Source organism: Pseudofrankia asymbiotica, from assembly GCF_001983105.1.
In the GTDB taxonomy this organism is placed as follows: Bacteria; Actinomycetota; Actinomycetes; order Frankiales; family Frankiaceae; genus Pseudofrankia; species Pseudofrankia asymbiotica.
On the sequence record NZ_MOMC01000100.1, the window covers coordinates 11476 to 31767 of the forward strand.

The window sequence follows — 20292 nt, forward strand, 5'->3', positions numbered from 1 at the left end:
GTCCCCCCCCCGCTCGCCCGACCGAGACACCCGAGGAGAGCTGACGCGCATGTCGAACGAGGAACGGCTCCGCGACTACCTCAAGCGGGTCACGGCGGACCTGACCCGGACACGGCGGCAGCTCGCCCAGGTGGAGGCCGCACGGCGGGAGCCCATCGCGATCGTGGGGATGGCGTGCCGCTACCCCGGCGGCGTCACCACCCCCGAACAGCTCTGGGACCTCCTCGCCACCGGCACGGACGCCATCACCGAGTTCCCCACCAACCGCGGCTGGAACCTCGACACCCTCTACCACCCCGACCCCGACCACCCCGCCACCAGCTACACCCGCCACGGCGGCTTTCTCCACGACGCCGCCGACTTCGACCCCACCTTCTTCGGCCTCAGCCCCCGCGAGGCCGTCACCGTCGACCCGCAGCAACGTCTCCTGCTCGAAACGGCCTGGGAGGCCTTCGAACGGGCCGGGATCGACCCCACCGCCCTGCGCGGCAGCGCCACCGGCGTCTTCACCGGCGTCATGTACGACGACTACGCCAGCCGCCACCACCGGTTCCCGGCCGGCTACGAGGGCTACGTCGGCATCGGCAGCGCCGGCAGCCTCGCCTCCGGCCGGGTGTCGTACACCTTCGGCCTCGTAGGGCCCGCGGTCACCGTCGACACCGCCTGCTCCTCGTCCCTCGTCGCGCTGCACCTCGCCACCCACGCCCTGCGCGCCGGCGAGTGCGACCTCGCCCTCGCCGGCGGCGCCACCGTCATGTCCAGCCCGAACACCTTCATCGAGTTCAGCCGCCAGCGCGGGCTGTCACCGGACGGCCGGTGCAAGGCCTTCGGCACGGCGGCGGACGGTACCGGCTGGGCGGAGGGCGTCGGGCTGGTCGCGCTGGAACGGCTCTCGGACGCCCAGCGCCACGGCCACCCCATCCTCGCCGTCATCCGCGGCAGCGCCGTCAACCAGGACGGGGCGAGCAGCCAGCTCACGGCGCCGAACGGCCCGGCGCAGCAGCGGGTCATCCGGCAGGCGCTGGCGGCGGCCGGGCTCGACGCCGCGGACGTCGACGCCGTCGACGCCCACGGCACCGGCACCGCCCTGGGCGACCCCATCGAGGCCGGCGCCCTGCTGGCCACCTATGGCCGGGCGCACACCCCCGCCAGCCCCCTCTGGCTCGGCAGCCTCAAGTCCAACGTCGGCCACACCCAGGCCGCCGCCGGCGTCGGCAGCGTCATCAAGATGGTCCTGGCCCTGCGGCACGGCGAGCTCCCCCGCACCCTGCACGCCGACGAACCCTCACCCCACGTCGACTGGGACACCGGCGCCATCCGGCTCCTCACCACCCCGACCCCCTGGCCCGACAACGACCGCCCCCGGCGCGCCGGGATCTCCTCCTTCGGCATCAGCGGCACCAACGCCCACCTCATCCTCGAACAGGCACCCGACGGCGCGTCCGGACCCGGCCGCGACCCCGAGGCCGCCGACGCGGACGGCGCGGACGGCGCGGACGGCGCGGACGGCGCGGACGGCGCGGACGAGGCCGCGGCGCCGCGGGCCACGGCGCGCCTGGAGGCCGCCCAGGACCGCGGCGCCGCGGACGACGCGGTTCTGACCGGCCGGCCAGACGTGGTGCCCTGGGTCCTCACGGCGGCGGACGAGCCGGCGCTGCGTGCGCAGGCCGCCCGGCTGGCCGACTGGCTGGCCGCCGCGCCCGAGACGGCGCCGGTCGACGTCGGCCACGCCCTCGTCCACGGGCGGGCGGCGCTGGCGCACCGGGCTGTCGCGCTCGTCCGCGACCGCGCGCAGGCCCGCGCCGCGCTCACCGCCTTCGCCGCCGGTGAGCCCGGGCCCGACGTGGTCCACGGCGGCGTCCGCGCCACCGGCGGTGGCGCCGTCCGGACGGTGTTCGCGTTTCCGGGACAGGGCTCACAGTGGGCGGGCATGGCGGCTGAGCTGCTGGACCGCTCGCCGCTGTTCCGGGCCAGGATCGGCGCGTGCGAGGCCGCCCTCGCCCCGTTCGTCGACTGGTCGCTGGTCGCGGTGCTGCGCGGCGAGCCCGGTGCCCCGTCGCTGGACCGCGTCGACGTCGTGCAGCCGGCGCTGTTCGCGGTCATGGTGTCGCTGGCGGCGCTGTGGCGCGCGCTCGGCGTCCAGCCGGACGCGGTCGTCGGCCACTCACAGGGGGAGATCGCCGCCGCGCATGTCGCCGGCGCCCTGTCGCTGGCGGACGCCGCCCGCGTCGTCGCGGAGCGCGGCCTCGCCCTGACCGAGCTGTCCGGGCGGGGCGGCATGGTGTCGGTCCTGCTCCCCGAGGACGACCTCGGCGCGCTGCTGGCCGGCTACGACGGCCGGATCGGCGTCGCCGCCATCAACGGGCCCGCCTCGATCACGGTCTCCGGCGACGCCGACGCGCTGCGGGAGCTCGTCGCGGACTGCGACGGGCGCGGGGTGCGCACCCGCGTCATCCCGGTCGACTACGCCTCCCACTCGGCCCAGGTCGAGCCGCTGCGCGGCCGGCTCGCGAGCGTCCTCGCCGGCGTGCGGCCCCGCCCCGCCGACGTCGCCTTCTACTCGTCGGTGCACGGCGCGCCCGTCGCCGGCGACACGCTCGACGGCGGCTACTGGTACACGAACCTGCGCGCGACCGTCCAGCTCGAGCGGGCGACCCGTGCGCTGCTCGACCGAGGACACGACCTGTTCGTCGAGGTCAGCCCACACCCGGTGCTGGCGCTCGGGATCCAGGACACGGTGGACGCCGCTTGCGCCGCCGGCGCTCCGGCCGCGGCCGGAGCCGAGGCCGCCCGCCGGCAGGCCACCGACGTGGCCGTGATCGGCACGCTGCGCCGCGACCAGCCCGCCTGGGAGCAGCTGCTCGGCGCGCTCGCGCGGGCGTACACGCACGGCGCGCCCGTCGACTGGCTGGCGCTGCTGACCGCGCGCACGGGCACGCACGTCGACCTGCCCACCTACGCCTTCCAGCGGCGCCGCCTCTGGCTGGACGTCACCACCGCCGCACCCGCCGGAGCACGGGAGCTGGGGCTGAGCCCCGCCGCGCATCCGCTGCTCGGCGCCGCGGTCGACCTTCCCGACAGCCGCGGCGCGGTGCTCACCGGCCGGCTGTCGACACGCGACCACCCGTGGCTCGCCGACCACCGCGTCGGCGACGACGTGCTGCTGCCCGGCACGGCGTTCGTCGAGCTCGCGCTGCGCGCCGGCGACCGGGTGGGAGCGGGCGGGCTTGAGGAGCTGACCCTGGCCACCCCCCTGGTGGTGCCGGCGGACGGCGCAGTCGAGCTGCGGCTCACGGTGGGGGCGCCGGACGACGACGGACGCCGCGACCTGGTGATCGACGCGCGGCCCGCGGCCGGTGACGAGGCCACACCCGGCGCCGAGGGGTGGGCCCGGCACGCCACCGGCCTGCTGTCCGCCGCGCCGGCCGCCGGCCTCGCCGGGCACTCCGGGCACTCCGGGGCCGAGCTCACCGCCTGGCCGCCGCCGGGCGCCGAGCCGGTGCCGCTCGACGGCTGGTACGAGCGGCTGGCCGCCGGCGGCCTCGGCTACGGCCCCGCCTTCCAGGGCCTGCGGGCGGTGTGGCGGTCAGGCGAGGACGTCTACGCCGAGGTCCGGGCGCCCGACGTCGACCCGGCCCTGGACACCGGCGAGTACGGCATCCACCCGGCGCTGCTCGACGCCGTGCTGCACGCGCTCGGCGGTGCCGCGCCCACGGCGGGCCCGGACGGCTCCCCGGCGACGCCCGAGCGGCTGCGGCTGCCGTTCTCCTGGTCCAACGTGTCGCTGCACGCGGTCGGCACCGGGGCGCTGCGGGCCCGGCTCACCCCGTCCGGGCCCGAGACCGTCACCCTCGCGCTCGCCGACGCCACCGGCGCCCCCGTCGCCGACGTGGGCGCGCTCACCGTCCGCGCGGTGCCCCTCACCGATCTCGTCCGAGCCCGGCGGTCCGACCGCGCCGGCGACCATCGGGACTCGGTGTTCCGGATGGACTGGCTCCCGCTGGCCACGCCCGCCGAGGTGTCCGCGACGGAGCTGACGGCGCCGGCCACGCTGGCGGGGACTCCCGCGACTGCCGAGCCGTGGGCCGTCCTCGGCCCCGGCTCGGGCTCCGGCCCGCTGGGCACGATCGCCGCGGCCGCGGGCTCGCCGGCACGGGAGTTCGCCAGCCTCACGGCGCTGCGGGACGCGGTCGCCGGCGGCGCGCGCCCGCCCGTCCTCGTCCTCGTCTCCGGGGATCCCGCCGTGCTCCCCGCCACCGGCTCCGACGCCGACGCCGGTGACGGTGACGGCCCCAGGTCGGAGCCACCGACGGGCGCCGTTCACCGGATGGCCGAGCGGCTGCTCGCGCTGGCCCAGGAATGGCTCACGGACGACGCCCTGGCGGACTCCAGGCTGGTCGTCGTCACCACCGACGCGGTCGGGGCACGTCCCGGCGACCGGGCCGGCGGGCTGGCCGGCGCCGCCGGCTGGGGCCTGCTCCGCTCGGCGCAGACCGAGCATCCGGACCGGTTCGTCCTGCTCGACGTGGACGGCCACGAGGGCTCGCCCGCCGCCGCCGCGCTCGCCCTGACTGCGGGCGAGACGCAGGTCGCCGTCCGGCACGGCACCGCGTTCGTCCCGCGGCTCGCCCGGCTGAGCACGGACGAGGCCCTGGCCGTCCCGGCGGGCACCGCACTGTCACCGCCTCCGGTGGCCGCGGCGCCGCCCGCCGAGGGGCCGCCCCCCGAGGGGGCGCCGAAGGACGGCGCTTCGGGATCGGAGACCGCCGGCCCGCCGCTGCCGGCGACGAGCTGGCGGCTCGGCCGGACCGGCCAGGGCGCGCTGGACGGCCTCGCCCTCGTTCCCGGCGGCGAGACGCTGACGCCACTGGCGGCCGGCCAAGTCCGTGTCGCGGTCCGGGCGGTCGGGGTGAACTTCCGGGACGCCCTCATCGCGCTCGGGATCATCCCGGACGATCCGCGGCCCCGCGGCGGCGAGGGCGCCGGCGTCGTCGTCGAGGTCGGGCCCGGCGTGACCGGCCTCGCCGTCGGCGACCGCGTCATGGGGCTGCTCTCCGGCGGCCTCGGGCCGATCAGCGTCACCGACCGCCGCTACCTGGTGCCCGTCCCCCCGGGCTGGACGTTCGCGCAGGCGGCCGCCGTCCCGGTCGTCTACCTCACCGCGTACTACGGCCTCGCCGATCTGGCACGGATCCAGCCCGGCGAGTCGCTCCTGGTGCACGCCGCGACCGGCGGGGTGGGGATGGCGGCGATCGCCCTGGCCAGGCACTGGGGCGTCACCGTGCTGGGGACGGCCAGCCCGGCCAAGTGGGACACGCTGCGCGGGCTCGGTCTCGACGACGAGCGGATCGCCTCGTCCCGCAGCCTGGACTTCGCCGGCCGCGTCCGCGCCGCGACCGGCGGCCGCGGCGTCGACGTCGTGCTGAACTCGCTGGCCCGGGAGTACGTCGACGCCTCACTCGGGCTGCTGGCGCCCGGCGGGCGGTTCCTGGAGATGGGCAAGACCGACATCCGTGAGCCGGGCGAGGTCGCGCGGGCGCATCCAGGCATCGCCGGCTATCACGCCTTCGACCTGCTCGACGCCGGCCATGACCGGATCCACCGGATGCTCACCGACCTGTACGAACTGTTCGCCGCCGGCGCGCTGCCGCCGCTGCCCGTCACGGCCTGGGACATCCGCGCCGCGCCCGAGGCGCTGCGCCACCTCAGTCAGGCCCGGCACACCGGCAAGATCGTCCTGACGGTGCCCGCGCCCTGGAACCCCGACGGGACGGTGCTCGTCACCGGCGCCACCGGGGCGCTCGGGCGTGAGGTCGCCCGCCATCTCGTGACCAGCCGGGGCGCGCGGAACCTGCTGCTGGTCAGCCGTGGCGGGCCCGACGCACCGGGAGCGCCGGAGCTGGCCGAGGAGCTGGCCGGGCTGGGCGCGACGGTCCGGCTGGCCGCCTGCGACGTCGCCGACCGCGCCGCGCTGGCCGCGCTGCTGGGCACCGTCCCACCCGCGCACCCGCTGACCGCGGTGGTCCACGCCGCCGGCGTCCTCGCGGACGCCACGTTCGACGCGCAGACGCCCGGGCGCCTTGCCACGGCGCTGCGGCCGAAGGTCGACGCCGCCTGGCATCTGCACGACCTCACTCGCGGCGAGGACCTCGCCGCCTTCGTCCTGTTCTCCTCGGCCGCCGGCACGCTCGGCAACGCCGGCCAGGCCAACTACGCGGCGGCGAACGCGTTCCTCGACGCGCTCGCCCAGCACCGGCACGCCGCCGGCCTGCCGGCCGCGTCGCTCGCCTGGGGGCTGTGGGCCGAGGCCGGTGGCATGACCGGCCACCTGGACGAGACCCAGGTCGACCGGCTGTCCCGGACCGGCGCCCGGCCGATGACGACGGCGCAGGCGCTGTCGCTGTTCGACCGCGGGACCGGCGCGCACCGGCCGTACCTGGCGCTGCTGCCGATGGACACCGCGGTGCTGGGCCGCCAGCACCCGGACGACGTGCACCCGATGCTCCGCGGCCTGCGCGACGGTGGTCCGCGGCGGGCCGCGGGCGGCGCCGGGGAGGCCGGCGGCGCGGCCCCCACCGCGGGCACCGGCGGGCTGGCGGAGCGGATCGCGGGGCTGGCCGAACAGGAGGCCCGGGACGTGCTGCTCGAGCTCGTACGCGCGCAGGCCGCCGCCGTGCTCGGGCACACCGTCGCGCAGGCGGTCGACCCGCACCGGGCGTTCAAGGACCTCGGCTTCGACTCGCTGACCGCCGTGGAGCTGCGCAACCGCCTCTCCAGGGCCACCGGGATCCGGCTGGCGACCACCCTGGTGTTCGACCATCCCACCCCGGACGCCGTCAGCGCCCACMTGCGAGACCAGCTCACCCCGAGACCGGACGGCGCGTCGCTGCTCGCCGGGCTCGACCGGATCGACGCGGCACTGACCGAGGCCGCCCTCGACGACGCGACCCGGGCGGCCGTCACGGCCCGGCTACAGGCACTGCTGTGGCGGTGGAGCGGACAGCGGCCAGGTCAGGACGGCGACGAGCCGGCCGACGATCTCACCTCGGCCACGGACGACGAACTGTTCGACGCGCTCGACGACGAGCTCGGCGCGACCGACCAGCAGGTGACGTCATGACCACGACGGCGTCTGGAGACACGCGGCGTATGTCCAGCGAGCAGACCTCGGCCACCGAGCAGAAGCTGCGCGACTATCTCCGGCGCGCGACCACCGACCTGCGGGAGGCCAACCGCCGGCTGCGGGAGTCGGCGGCCAGGGAGCGGGAGCCGATCGCGATCGTCGGCATGAGCTGCCGGCTCCCGGGCGGCGTCGGCTCGCCCGACGGGCTGTGGCGGCTGCTCGCCGAGGAGACGGACGCGATCACGCCGCTGCCGGGCGGGCGGGGCTGGGACCTCGACGAGCTGTACGACCCCGACCCGGCCCGCCCCGGCACCTCGTACGCCCGCCACGGCGGGTTCCTTCCCGACGCCGCCGACTTCGACGCGGAGTTCTTCGGCATCAGCCCACGCGAGGCCATCGCCATCGACCCGCAGCAGCGGCTGCTGCTGGAGGCGTCGTGGGAGGCGTTCGAACGCGCCGGGCTGGACCCGACGTCCCTGCGCGGCAGCCGCACCGGCGTCTTCGTCGGCGTGATCTCCCAGGAGTACGGGCCTCCGGCCGGCGACGGCACCGACGAGGTCGAGGGCTACCTGATGACGGGGAACACCACCAGCGTCGCGTCGGGCCGGGTGTCCTACACGCTCGGCCTGGAGGGGCCGACGGTCACGATCGACACGGCGTGCTCCTCGTCCCTGGTGGCGCTGCACCTGGCCGCGCAGTCGCTGCGGTCGGGCGAGTGCTCGCTGGYGCTCGCCGGTGGCGCGACGGTGATGGCCACGCCCAGCCTGTTCATCGAGTTCAGCCGGYAGCGGGGCCTGTCGCCCGACGGGCGCTGCCGGTCGTTCGCCGCCGGGGCGGACGGGACCGGCTTCGCCGAGGGCGTCGGCCTGCTCGTGCTGGAACGCCTGTCCGACGCGACGCGCAACGGGCACCGGGTACTGGCCACCATCCGCGGCAGCGCGGTGAACTCCGACGGCGCGAGCAACGGGCTGACCGCGCCCAGCGGCCCCGCCCAGGAGCGGGTGATCCGCCAGGCGTTGGCGAACGCCGAGCTGACGCCGGGCGACGTCGACGCCGTCGAGGCGCACGGGACCGGTACCACACTGGGCGACCCGATCGAGGCCGGCGCGCTGCTGGCCGTCTACGGCCGCGGACGCGATGCGGGCCAGCCGCTGTGGCTCGGCTCGATCAAGTCCAACATCGGCCACACCCAGGCCGCCGCCGGGGTCGCCGGCGTCATCAAGATGGTGCTGGCGATGGGGCACGGCCTGCTGCCGCGCACCCTGCACGTCGACGCGCCCTCGCCGCATGTCGACTGGTCGGGCGGCGGCGTCGAGCTGCTCACCGCGAGCCGGCCCTGGCCGCGGACCGGGCGGCCGCGGCGCACCGGTGTCTCGTCGTTCGGGATCAGCGGCACCAACGCGCACGTGGTCCTCGAGCAGGCGCCCGCCGCCCTGAGCGCCGCGGGGGCGGGCCCCACGCCGCCGGGCACCGCGGTGCCGGACAACACGGTGCCGGACAACACGGTGCGGGAGACCGTGGCACCGGACGCGGCAGGGGCGGGGCTGCCGTTGCCGTGGCTGGTGTCGGCGCCGACCGAGGCCGGTCTCGCGGCCCAGGCCGACCGGCTGGAGAGGTTCGCGGCCGCGCATCCCGACCTGCGCCCGGCGGACGTCGGACATGCCCTGGCGACCACGAGGACGGCGTTCGCGCACCGGGCCGCGGTCGTCGCGACCGACCTCGCGGGGTTCCGCGGTGGCCTGGCCGCGCTCGCCGGCCGGGACGGGGACGGGCCGGACGCACCGCACGCATCCGGCGCGACGTTCGACCTCGTCCGCGGTGACGGCCCCGCCGTTCCCGCCGCCCGCGGCGCCGCGGGCACCGCCTTCCTGTTCAGCGGGCAGGGCAGCCAGCGGGCCGGGATGGGCCGCGAGCTGTCCGCCGCGTTCCCGGTGTTCGCCGCGGCGCTGGACGGGGTCTGCGCGGGCATCGACCGGTTCGCCGGGCCGGCCGACCGCCCGCTGCGGGACGTGATGTTCGCCGCGGCCGGCACCCCGGACGCCGACCTGCTGGGGCAGACCCGGTACACCCAGGCGGCGCTGTTCGCCTTCGAGACCGCCATGGTCGCGCTGCTCGCCGACGCCGGTATCCGGCCCGGCCAGCTCGCCGGCCACTCGATCGGCGAGCTCGCCGCCGCCCACGCCGCGGGCGTGCTCTCGACCGAGGACGCCTGCGCCCTGGTCGCGGCCCGTGGGCGGCTGATGCAGGCCGCGCCACCGGGCGGCGCGATGATCGCGATCCAGGCGACGGAGCGGGAGATCGCGTCGGGCCTGGCCGGCCGCGCGGACCTGCTCGCCATCGCCGCGGTCAACGGGCCGTCGTCGGTCGTGGTGTCCGGTGACGAGGGCGCCGCCGAGCAGGTGGCGGCGCACTGGCGCGAGCGCGGGCGGCGGACCAGGCGGCTGCGGGTGAGCCATGCCTTCCACTCGCCGCACATGGACGGGATGCTGGCCGAGTTCGCCGAGACCGCGCGGACGCTGACGTACCACCCGCCGCGGATTCCGGTGATCTCCGACGTGACCGGGGCGGTGGCGAGCGCCGACCAGCTCTGCTCGCCCGACTACTGGGTCCGCCACGTGCGGGAGGCCGTCCGCTTCCACGACGCGGTCGTCAGCCTGCGCCGCCGCGGCGCCACGATCTACCTGGAGGTCGGGCCGGACGCGGTGCTGACCGCGATGGCCCGGGAGACGCTCGCCGACCTCGCCGAGACGGCCGACAGCGTCCCAGGCGACGGCGACGGCGACGCCAGCCATGGCGGCGTCGACGGCGGCGCGGCCGCTCCGGCCGACGGCCTGGCACCGGCCCGAATGATCGCCACCTGCCAGGCCGGCCGGGCGCAGACCCGGACGTTCGCGGCGGCCGTCGCGGCCGCCGGTGTCCACGGCGCCGCCGTCGCCTGGGACGCCGTCCTGCCGGTCCGCTCGGGCCGTCGGGTCGACCTGCCCACCTTCGCCTTCCAGCGGCGGGCGTTCTGGCTGGCACCCGGCGTCGGCCGGGCGGGCGCGGGCCGGCTCGGGATCGGCGCGCTGGTCCACCCGCTGCTCGGCGGCCTGATCGAGCTGGCCGACGGGCAGGGCCTGGTCCTCACCGGGCGGGTGTCGACGCGGGACGTGCCCTGGCTCGCCGACCATGAGATCGCCGGCCGGGTGCTGCTGCCCGGAACGGCGTTCGTCGACCTCGCCGTGCGCGCCGGCGACGCGGTCGGCGCCAGCCGGGTGGAGGACCTCACCCTCGCGGCGCCGCTCGAGCTCACCGGCCAGCAGGCCCGTCAGCTACGGGTGACGGTCGGCCCGACAGACGACGACGGGCGCCGCGCCGTGGTGGTCGACTCGCGCCCACAACCGCACCCGTCGGCCCCCGACGGCGACGGCACGGAGGGCGACCTCGTGGAGCCCGGCGACGAGGCGGGCGGCGGCTGGGTCCGGCACGCGACCGGCCTGCTGTCCGCCGGCCCGGCGACCGCCACCGACGCCGACGCCGACGCCGATATGACACCCGCCCAGGACTGGGCGGCGCGGACGGCCCAGTGGCCGCCGCCGGGCGCCGAGCCGGTCGAGGCGGCGGACCTCTACGAGCGGCTGGCCGAGCGCGGGCTGCGCTACGGCCCCGCGTTCCGCGGGCTGCGGGCTGCCTGGCGCCAGGGCGGCACGGTGTACGCCGAGGTCGCGCTGCCGGAGGAGCGGCAGGCCGAGGCGGACCGGTTCGTGCTGCACCCGGCGCTGCTGGACGCGGCACTGCACGCGCTCGCCGCGAGCGGGCTCGCGGACGCCGGCGCGGCCGGTGCCGGGGACGAGGCCGGCCCCGCGGCGGGGCGCCCGCTGGTGCCGTTCGCCTGGAGCGATCTGAGCATCCACGCGAGCGGAGCGCGGACCCTGCGGGTCCGGCTCGTGCCCCAGGCGGCGGCCGGTCCCGCCGGGGACCGCGCCGGCGCCGGCACCTCCGCGACCGTCGCCCTGGTCGGCACCGACACAGCCGGCCGGCCGGTCGTCACGGTGGGCTCGCTGCTCCTGCGCGCGGCCGCGGACCCGCCGGCCCTCCCGGCCGCGTCCGGGCTGGGCGAGCTGTACGAGGTCGCCTGGGCCGAGCGGGAGCTCCCGGCCGCCGGGCAGGACCCGTGGGCGGTGCTCGACCTGGGCGCCGACCCGCGGACGGGCCGCGCGACCGGCGACCTGACCGGTCCGGACCTGGCCGGGACGCCCGCCACCGGTCACCCGGCGGAGATCCACCACGACCTCGCCGCGCTCGCCGCCGCCCTCGGCCGTGGCGCCGCGGTGCCCGCCACCGTGCTGCTGCCCTGGCCGCCGTCCACGCCACCCGCGCGGCCGGCGCGGGGCTCGGCGCCTCCCACCCAGCCCGAGCCGGCTCGGGAGGTGACGGCCACGACCGCCGGCACCGCCGGCACCGCCGACGTCCACCGGTCGCTCGGCCGGCTGCTGGACCTCCTCCAGAGCTGGCTCGCCGACGACCGGTTCGCCGCGTCGCGCCTGGTGGTCGTCACCCGCGGCGCGGTCACGACGGGGCCGGCCGACGGCGCTCCCGACCTGGTCGGCGCCGCCGCCTGGGGCCTGCTGCGAACCGCCCAGGCGGAGCATCCCGGCCGGTTCGCCCTGCTGGACCTGCCGGCGGGGCAGGCGCCCGGCCGGGCCGCCAGCGCGCTGCTCGCGGCGGCGGTCGGCGCCGGCGAGGACCAGCTCGCCCTGCGCGGCGGCGCCGCGCTCGTGCCGAGAATGACCCGCGCGGCCGGCCCGCCGCTCACGCCACCCGCCGGCGACGCGCCGTGGCGGCTCGACGTGACGGAGCAGGGCACACTCGACGGGCTCGCCCTGGTGCCCTGCCCGGCGCTGGCCGAGCCGCTCGCCCCGGGCCAGGTCCGCGTCGCCGTGCGGGCCGTAGGGCTGAACTTCCGGGACGTGCTGATCGCGCTCGGCATGTACCCGGGGTCGGCGCTGGTCGGCAGCGAGGGCGCCGGGCTGGTGGTGGAGACCGGGCCGGGCGTCGCCGGGCTCGCCCCAGGCGACGCCGTCATGGGGCTGCTGGCGGACGGCGCCGGACCGACGTCCGTGGCCGACCATCGCCACCTCGTCCGCGTCCCCGCGGTCTGGACCTTCGCGCAGGCCGCGGCGGTGCCGGTGGCGTTCCTGACCGCTTACCACGGGCTGGCGGACCTGGCCCGGATCCAGGCCGGCGAGACGCTGCTGGTGCACGCGGCCACCGGCGGCGTCGGCACGGCGGCCGTCGGGCTGGCCCGGGCCTGGGGCGTCGAGGTCTTCGGCACCGCGAGCCCGGCCAAGTGGCCGACGCTGGCGGCGGCGGGCCTCGACGGCGAGCACATCGCCTCCTCCCGGGACGCCGGCTTCGAGGCGCGCTTCCGTGCCGCCACCGGGGGCCGCGGCGTCGACGTCGTGCTGAACTCGCTCGCGGGCGCGCTCACCGACGCCTCGCTGCGGCTGCTCGCGCCCGCCGGCCGCTTCCTGGAGATGGGAAAGACCGACCTGCGCGACCCGGCGGCCGTCGCCGAGCGGCACCCCGCCATCCAGTACCGGCCGTTCGACCTGAGCGACGTCCCACCCGACCGGATCCAGCGGATGCTCGTCGAGCTGGTCGGCCTCTTCGACGCCGGCCGGCTGGCTCCCCCGCCCGTCACGACCTGGGATGTCCACCGCGCCCACGAGGCGTTGCGTTTCCTCGGCCAGGCCCGGCACACCGGCAAGCTCGTGCTGACGCTGGCGCCGCCGCCCGACCCGGACGGGACGGTGCTGGTGACCGGCGGGACGGGCACGCTGGGCGGCCTGGTGGCCCGCCACCTGGTGACGGCGCACCGGGCGCGTCACCTGCTGCTCGTGAGCCGCCGCGGCCCGGACGCGCCGGACGCCGCCGCGCTCGTCGAGGAGCTGGCCGCCCTGGGCGCGCGGGCGACGGTGGTGGCCTGCGACATCGCCGACCGGGCCGCGCTGGCCCGGATCGTGGACGGGATCCCGGCCCGGCATCCGCTGACCACCGTCGTCCACGCGGCGGGCGTGCTCGACGACGCGGTCCTGACCGCGACCAGCCAGGCTCAGCTCGACCGGGTGCTCGCGCCCAAGGCGGACGCGGCCTGGCACCTGCACGAGCTCACCGCCGACCGGCCGCTGTCCGCGTTCGTGCTGTTCTCCTCGATCGCGGGGGTCACGGGCAACGCGGGCCAGGCCGGCTACGCCGCCGCCAACAGCTACCTCGACGCGCTCGCCCAGCATCGGCACGTCCTCGGCCTGCCCGCGACCAGCCTCGCGTGGGGCCTGTGGGAGCAGGCCAGCGCGATGACCGGCCGGCTCGACCCGGCCGGCGCCGGCGGCCGGCCGCGACGCACCGGGCTCCTCCCGCTGCCCACCGCCGCCGCGCTGGCCCTGCTCGACGCCGCGCTCGTGTCCGGCCAGCCGGCGCTCGTCCCAGCCCGGCTGGACCCGCCGGCGCTGCGGGAACGCGCCGGTGCCGGCGCGCTGCCCGGCGTGCTGCGCGGGCTGGTCCGCACCCCGGCGCGGCGCGCGGCCGCCGCCGGTGGGCCGGCGGGCGAGGGCGCGCTGTCCGCCCGGCTCGCCGGCCGGCCCGAGGCCGAGCAGCGCCGCGTCGTCCTGGACCTGGTCCGCGCGGATGTCGCGGCCGTGCTCGGGCACGCCGCGCCCGGCATGATCGAACTTGACCGCGCCTTCGGTGACCTGGGCTTCGACTCGCTCACGGCCGTCGAGCTGCGCAACCGGCTCAGCCGCGGCACCGGCCTGCGTCTACCGGCGAGCCTGGTCTTCGACTATCCGACGCCGGCGGCGCTGGCCGACCACCTGCGCGAGCACGTGCTCGGCACCGACGACGCGGCCGCGCCGACGGCCGCGGCCAGGTCCGGCGGCGGCCGGGAGCGCGACGACGACGGGGACGCCGAGCCGATCGCCGTGATCGGGATGAGCTGCCGCTTCCCGGGCGGGGTGCGGACCCCCGAGGACCTGTGGCGGCTGCTGACCGCCGGCACGGACGCGATCGGCGCGTTCCCCACCAACCGGGGCTGGGATCTCGACGCCCTGTACGACCCCGACCCGGACCGCTCCGGCACCTCGTACGCCCGCCACGGCGGCTTCCTGCACGACGCGGACCTGTTCGACCCGGCGTTCTTCGGGATCAGCCCGCGGGAGGCGGTCGCCGTCGACCCGCAGCACCGGCTGCTGCTGGAGACCGCCTGGGAGGCCGCGGAACGCGCCGGCATCGTCCCCGCGCGGCTGCGCGGCACCGCCACCGGCGTCTACGCCGGCGTGGTCTCGCAGGGCTACGGCTCCGGCCCTGGCCGGGTCCCCGAGGACCTGGAGGGTTACCTCGCGACCGGTACCACGACGAGCGTCGCCTCCGGCCGCGTCGCCTACACCCTGGGACTGGAGGGGCCGGCGCTGACCATCGACACGGCCTGCTCGTCATCGCTGGTGGCGCTGCACCTCGCGATCCGGTCGTTGCGGGCCGGCGAGTGCTCGCTCGCCTTCGCCGGGGGCGTCTCGGTCATGTCGACGCCGTCGTCGTTCGTCGAGTTCAGCCGGCAGCGGGCGCTGTCCCCGGATGGCCGGTGCAGGGCGTTCTCCGCGGCGGCGGACGGCACCGGCTGGGGTGAGGGCGTCGGCATGCTGCTGCTCGAACGCCTCTCCGACGCCCGCCGTGGCGGTCATCCGGTGCTCGCCGTGGTCCGGGGCAGCGCCGTCAACTCGGACGGCGCCAGCAATGGGCTCACCGCGCCGAACGGGCCGGCCCAGCAGCGCGTCATCCGCCAGGCCCTGGCGGATGCCCGTGTCTCCGCCGCCGAGGTCGACGCGCTGGAGGCCCACGGCACCGGAACCAGCCTCGGCGACCCGATCGAGGCGGGGGCGCTGCTCGCCACCTACGGGCGCGAGCGCCCCGAGGACCAGCCGCTGTGGCTGGGCTCGCTCAAGTCGAACATCGGCCACACCATGGCGGCCGCCGGCGTCGGCGGCGTGATCAAGATGGTGCTGGCGATGCGGCACGGCGAGCTGCCGCGGACCCTGCACGCGCAGGACCCGTCGCCGCACGTCGACTGGTCCGCCGGGACCGTCGCGCTGCTCACCGAGCCGCGGCCGTGGCCGGTGGCCGACCGTCCCCGCCGGGCGGCCGTCTCCTCCTTCGGGATCAGCGGCACCAACGCCCACGTGATCATCGAGTCCGCCCCCGGGGCGGTCCCCGCCGCCGGCCCGACCGGCACCAACCTCGCCGGTTCCGGCGGCGCCGCCGACGGGGGCGAGGCCTCCCGCCCGATCCCGTGGGTCCTGTCGGCCCGCGACCCGGACGCCCTGCGCGACCAGGCCGGACGGCTGCGCGAGCACGTCGTGGCGACGCCCGGGCTCGACCTGGCCGGGGTCGGTCTCGCGCTCGGCGCCGCGCGCACCACGTTCGAGGAGCGCGGCGTCGTCGTCGCCACCGGCCAGGCCGGCTTCGTCGCGGCGCTGGAAGCGCTCGCCGCCGGGCGGCCGGCCGGCGAGGTCGTGACGGGCAGGGCGCCCGGCGGCGCGGCCGGCGCCGGGCAGCCGGTGCTGGTGTTCCCCGGGCAGGGCCCGCAGTGGGACGGCATGGGCACGGAGCTGCTCGACGCGTCCGCGGTGTTCCGCGCCGAGGTCGAGGCGTGCGCGGCCGCGCTCGCGCCGCACGTCGACTGGTCCCTGCTCGACGTGCTGCGTGGGACGCCCGGCGCGCCGTCGCTGGAACGGGTCGACGTGGTGCAGCCGGTGCTGTTCGCGACGATGGTCTCGCTGGCGGCGCTGTGGAGGTCGTGCGGGGTCCAGCCGGCCGCGGTCGTCGGCCACTCGCAGGGCGAGATCGCGGCGGCGTACGTCGCCGGCGCGCTGACCCTCGACGACGCCGCGCGGCTGGTCGCGCTGCGCAGCCGCGCGTTGGCGACGATCGCCGGTGACGGCGGCATGGCGTCGGTGCCGCTCCCCCTGGACGCGGCCGCCGCGCGGATCGGTCGCTGGGCGGGCCGCCTGTCGGTCGCCGCGGTCAACGGCCCGCGCTCCACCGTCGTCTCGGGCTCCCGCGACGCGCTCGACGAGCTGCTGGCCGGCTGCGAGACGGACGGGGTGCGGGCCCGCCGGATCCCGGTCGACTACGCCTCCCATTCCGCCCACATGGAACGAATCCGCGACGAGCTGCTCGCGGCGATGGCCGGGATCGCGCCGCGGCCGAGCAGCGTGCCGTTCTACTCGACGGTGACCGGCGAACCCGTCGACACCACCGGGCTGGACGCCGGCTACTGGTACCGGAACCTGCGCGAGACGGTGCGCTTCGAGCAGACGGTCCGCCGGCTGATGGCCGACGGCCACCGGTCGTTCGTCGAGAGCAGCCCACACCCCGTCCTCACCGTGGGCGTCCAGGAGACGCTGGACGACGCGACGGCGACCGGGGACGGTGCGGGCGGCGCCGCGACCGGCTCGTTGCGGCGCGGCGAGGGCGGCTGGGGTCGCTGGCTCACCTCGCTCGCCGAGGCGCACGTGAACGGCGCCGCGGTCGACTGGGCCACCGTGATCTCCCCGGCCGTACCGGCCGCGCTGGCGGTGCTGCCCGACCTGCCGACCTACCCCTTCCAGCGCCAGCGGTACTGGCTCGCCACCGGTTCGGCGCCCGGCGACCTAAACGCGACCGGTCTCGCGCCGACCGGGCATCCGTTGCTGGGGGCGGCCGTCGACCTGGCCGACGGCGCCGGCCTGGTGCTCACCGGCCGGGTGGGGCTTGGGACCCATCCCTGGCTCGCGGACCATGCCGTCGCCGGCGTGCCGCTGCTGCCCGGTACCGCGTTCCTGGAGCTGGCGGCCCACGCGGCGCGGGAGGTGGGCTGCGCGGGGGTCGAGGAGCTCGTCCTGGCGGCGCCGTTGTGGCTGCCGGCGCGAGGCTCGGTCCGACTGCAGGTCAGCGTCGGTCCCGCGGACGACACGGGCCGCCGTCCCGTCGCGGTTCATTCCCGGCTTGTGGACGCCGCTGGTGGGCCGCCCGCCGGCCCGGACGGCGCGGGGCGCGGTTCTGGCGACGCGGACGAGACCGGCGGCGGGTGGACCGCGCACGCGACCGGAACGCTGGCCGCTGAGCCGGCCGCCACGGGGCACCCGGGCTCGGGATCGCCGCTGGATGCCTGGCCGCCGCCGGGGGCGACCGGTGTCGATCTCGACGTTGCCTACGGCCGGCTGCTCAACCACGGCCTCGGCTACGGCCCGGCCTTCCAGGGACTCACCGCGGCGTGGTACCACGGCGACGACCTGTACGCGCAGGTCGAGCTCCCGGACGAGGCGTCGAGCGCGACGGATGACGGCTTCGACCCGCATCCGGCTCTGCTCGACGCGGCGTTGCATGTATGCGCGCTCCATGGCCTGACGCGGCCAGACGGCTCGGGCTCCGGCTCCGGCTCCGGCTCCGGCTCCGGCTCCGGCTCCGGCTCCGGCTCCGGCTCCGGCTCCGACGACGGTGTGCCGTCGACGCTGCGGCTTCCGTTCTCCTGGGAGGGAGTAGAGGTCCGGTCCACGGGAGCGACGGCGTTGCGGGTCCGGCTTACCCGGACCGGCCCGGCGACCTTCTCGCTGCTCGCGGCCGGCACCGACGGCGCGACGGTGCTAACGGCGGAGGCCCTCACGACCCGGCCGTTCGACCCCGCCGAGCCGCGGACCGCCGGGTCCGGCCGGTCACCGATGCTGTTCAGTCTCGGGTGGAAGCCAGTGGGCGACCTCGCCGGCGAGCTCCGGGGCGACGCCTCGGCGTCCGGCGAACTGGTGCTTCTGGACGGTGCGGGCTCCCCCGTCGCCGAGGCCGTCGGCGGATCCGACGCCGCGGTCGCGAGACACCGCGACCTCGCGGCGCTGACGGCGTCCGTCGTCGCCGGCGAACCGGCACCGCGGCAGGTGGTGACCGTGGCACCCATGCACGCCGACGACGCGGGCCAGGCCGACGGCGGCGGGCGGACCGACGATCCCGTCGCATCCGCCCACGCGACCGCGGCGTGGGCCCTCGAACTCGCCCAGCGATGGGTCGCCGAGCCGCGCTTCGAGGGCTCCCGACTGGTGCTGGTGACGCGCGGAGCGGTCGCGACCGCCGACGGCGACCCGATCCGGTCGCTGAGCGCCGGGCCGGTCTGGGGCCTCATCCGCACCGCGCAGGCCGAGCATCCCGACCGGTTCACCCTCCTCGACGTCGACGACCATCCGGCCAGCCTGGCCGCCCTGCCCGCACTGCTCGCCGCCCTCGGCGGGCCTGCGGGCATCGCCGGCGAGCCCCAGCTGGCCCTGCGCGGCGGCGCCGCGCTCGTCCCCCGGCTGACCGCCCGTCCCGCCGACGGCGACACCGACGGCCAGCAGGCGCCGGACACGGACGGGACGGTCCTCATCACCGGCGGCACTGGCACCCTGGGCAGCCTCGTCGCCCGCCACCTCGTCGCCCGGCACGGCGTCCGTCACCTGCTGCTCACCAGCCGACGGGGACCCGACGCCCCGGGCGCCGGCCAGCTCACCGCCGCGCTGACCGAGGCCGGCGCCGACGTGACGATCACCGCCTGCGACACCGCCGACCCCCACCAGCTCGCCGACCTCCTCTCGAGCATCCCCACCGACCGCCCCCTGCGCGGCGTCATCCACACCGCCGGCGTCCTTGACGACGCCACTCTCACCGCGACGACAGCGGACCAGCTCCACCGCGTCCTCGTTCCGAAGATCGACGCCGCCTGGCACCTGCACCGCCTCACCCAACATCTGCCCCTCACCCATTTCGTGCTCTTCTCGTCGGTCGCCGGCACGCTCGGAAACGCCGGCCAGGCCGGCTACGCCGCCGCCAACGCCTACCTCGACACGCTCGCCCATCACCGCCACGCCGCCGGCCTGCCCGCGACCAGCCTCGCCTGGGGCCTCTGGCAGGAGACCAGCGCGCTGACCGAGCGGCTCAGTGCGAACCAGCACACCCGTCTGCACCGCACCGGCATCACCGCCCTGCCCACCGAGACCGCGCTCGCCCTCCTCGACACCGCGCTCACCACGCGGCGCGCGGCCCTCGTCCCCACCGCCCTCGACCTGGGTGCCCTGCGGGACCTCGCCGCCGCCGGCGCGCTGCCCGCCGTGCTGCGCGACCTGCTTCCCGTCGCGGCGCGACGGCGGACGGCGGCCGCGCCGGCGCTCGCGCGCCGGCTCGCCGAGGCGGGTGCGCGGGAACGGGCCGGGATCGTGGCCGAGCTGGTACGGGCGAACGTCGCGACCGTGCTCGGTCACCCGGACCCGGCCACGGTCGACGTCGACCAGGAGTTCACCAAGCTGGGGCTCGACTCGCTCACCGCCGTCGAGCTGCGCAACCGGCTCGGCGCCGCCACCGGCCTGCGGCTCGCGACCACCGTCATCTTCGACCACCCGACCCCGACGGCCCTCACCGAACTGCTCACGGCCCGGCTCACACCCGCGCCCGAGGACGACGCGCGGCGTGCTCTCGAGACGCTCGACCGGCTGTCGGACGACCTCACCGCGATCGCGCCGGACGGTGCGGCGCGCGCGACGGTCACGGCCAGGCTGCGGGAGCTGGTGGCCCGCTGGGGCGACGGCCCCGCGTCCCCGTGGCAGCGGCCTGGTCAGCCGGCGCCCGGCAAGGCGGCCCGGTCGGCCGAGGCCGCCGAGAAGCTCCTGGACGCCTCCACGGACGAGATCTTCGACTTCATCGACAACGAGCTCGGCCGCTCAGTGGGCTAGGGCGGTCCCGGGCCGATCCTCGTCAACGGAAGGTAGACCTCGCATGGCTGACGAGAAGAAGCTCGTCGACTACCTCAGGTGGGTGACGGCCGACCTCCACGAGACGAGGCAGCGGCTCGCCCAGGTGGAGGCCGCACGGCGGGAGCCCATCGCGATCGTGGGGATGGCCTGCCGCTACCCCGGCGGCGTCACCACCCCCGAACAGCTCTGGGACCTCCTCGCCGCCGGCACGGACGCGATCACCGAATTCCCGACCGACCGCGGCTGGGATCTGGACGCGCTGTTCGATCCCGACCCGGAGCACGCCGGCACGAGCTACACCCGCCACGGTGGCTTCCTGCACGACGCCGCCGACTTCGACCCCGCCTTCTTCGCGATGAGCCCACGCGAAGCCCTGGCCACCGACCC

Annotated in this window: 3 protein-coding genes; all 3 read left to right on the top strand. The window is 77.3% G+C overall.

The annotated features are described in order from the left end of the window. Window positions 1-49 precede the first annotated feature (49 nt). On the top strand, window positions 50-7120 hold the full coding sequence (locus BL253_RS44985) for a type I polyketide synthase (RefSeq protein ID WP_081439018.1): 7071 nt from the start codon (window positions 50-52) through the stop codon (window positions 7118-7120). Continuing rightward, entirely contained in the window at window positions 7117-19884 is a 12768-nt protein-coding gene (locus tag BL253_RS43320) for a type I polyketide synthase (protein WP_206745142.1), read from the top strand. The genes BL253_RS44985 and BL253_RS43320 overlap by 4 nt, the downstream gene beginning before the upstream one ends. Before the next feature lie 43 nt (window positions 19885-19927). Beyond that, on the top strand, window positions 19928-20292 hold a 365-nt coding region (locus BL253_RS35535; RefSeq protein WP_198946527.1), incomplete at its 3' end, for a beta-ketoacyl synthase N-terminal-like domain-containing protein.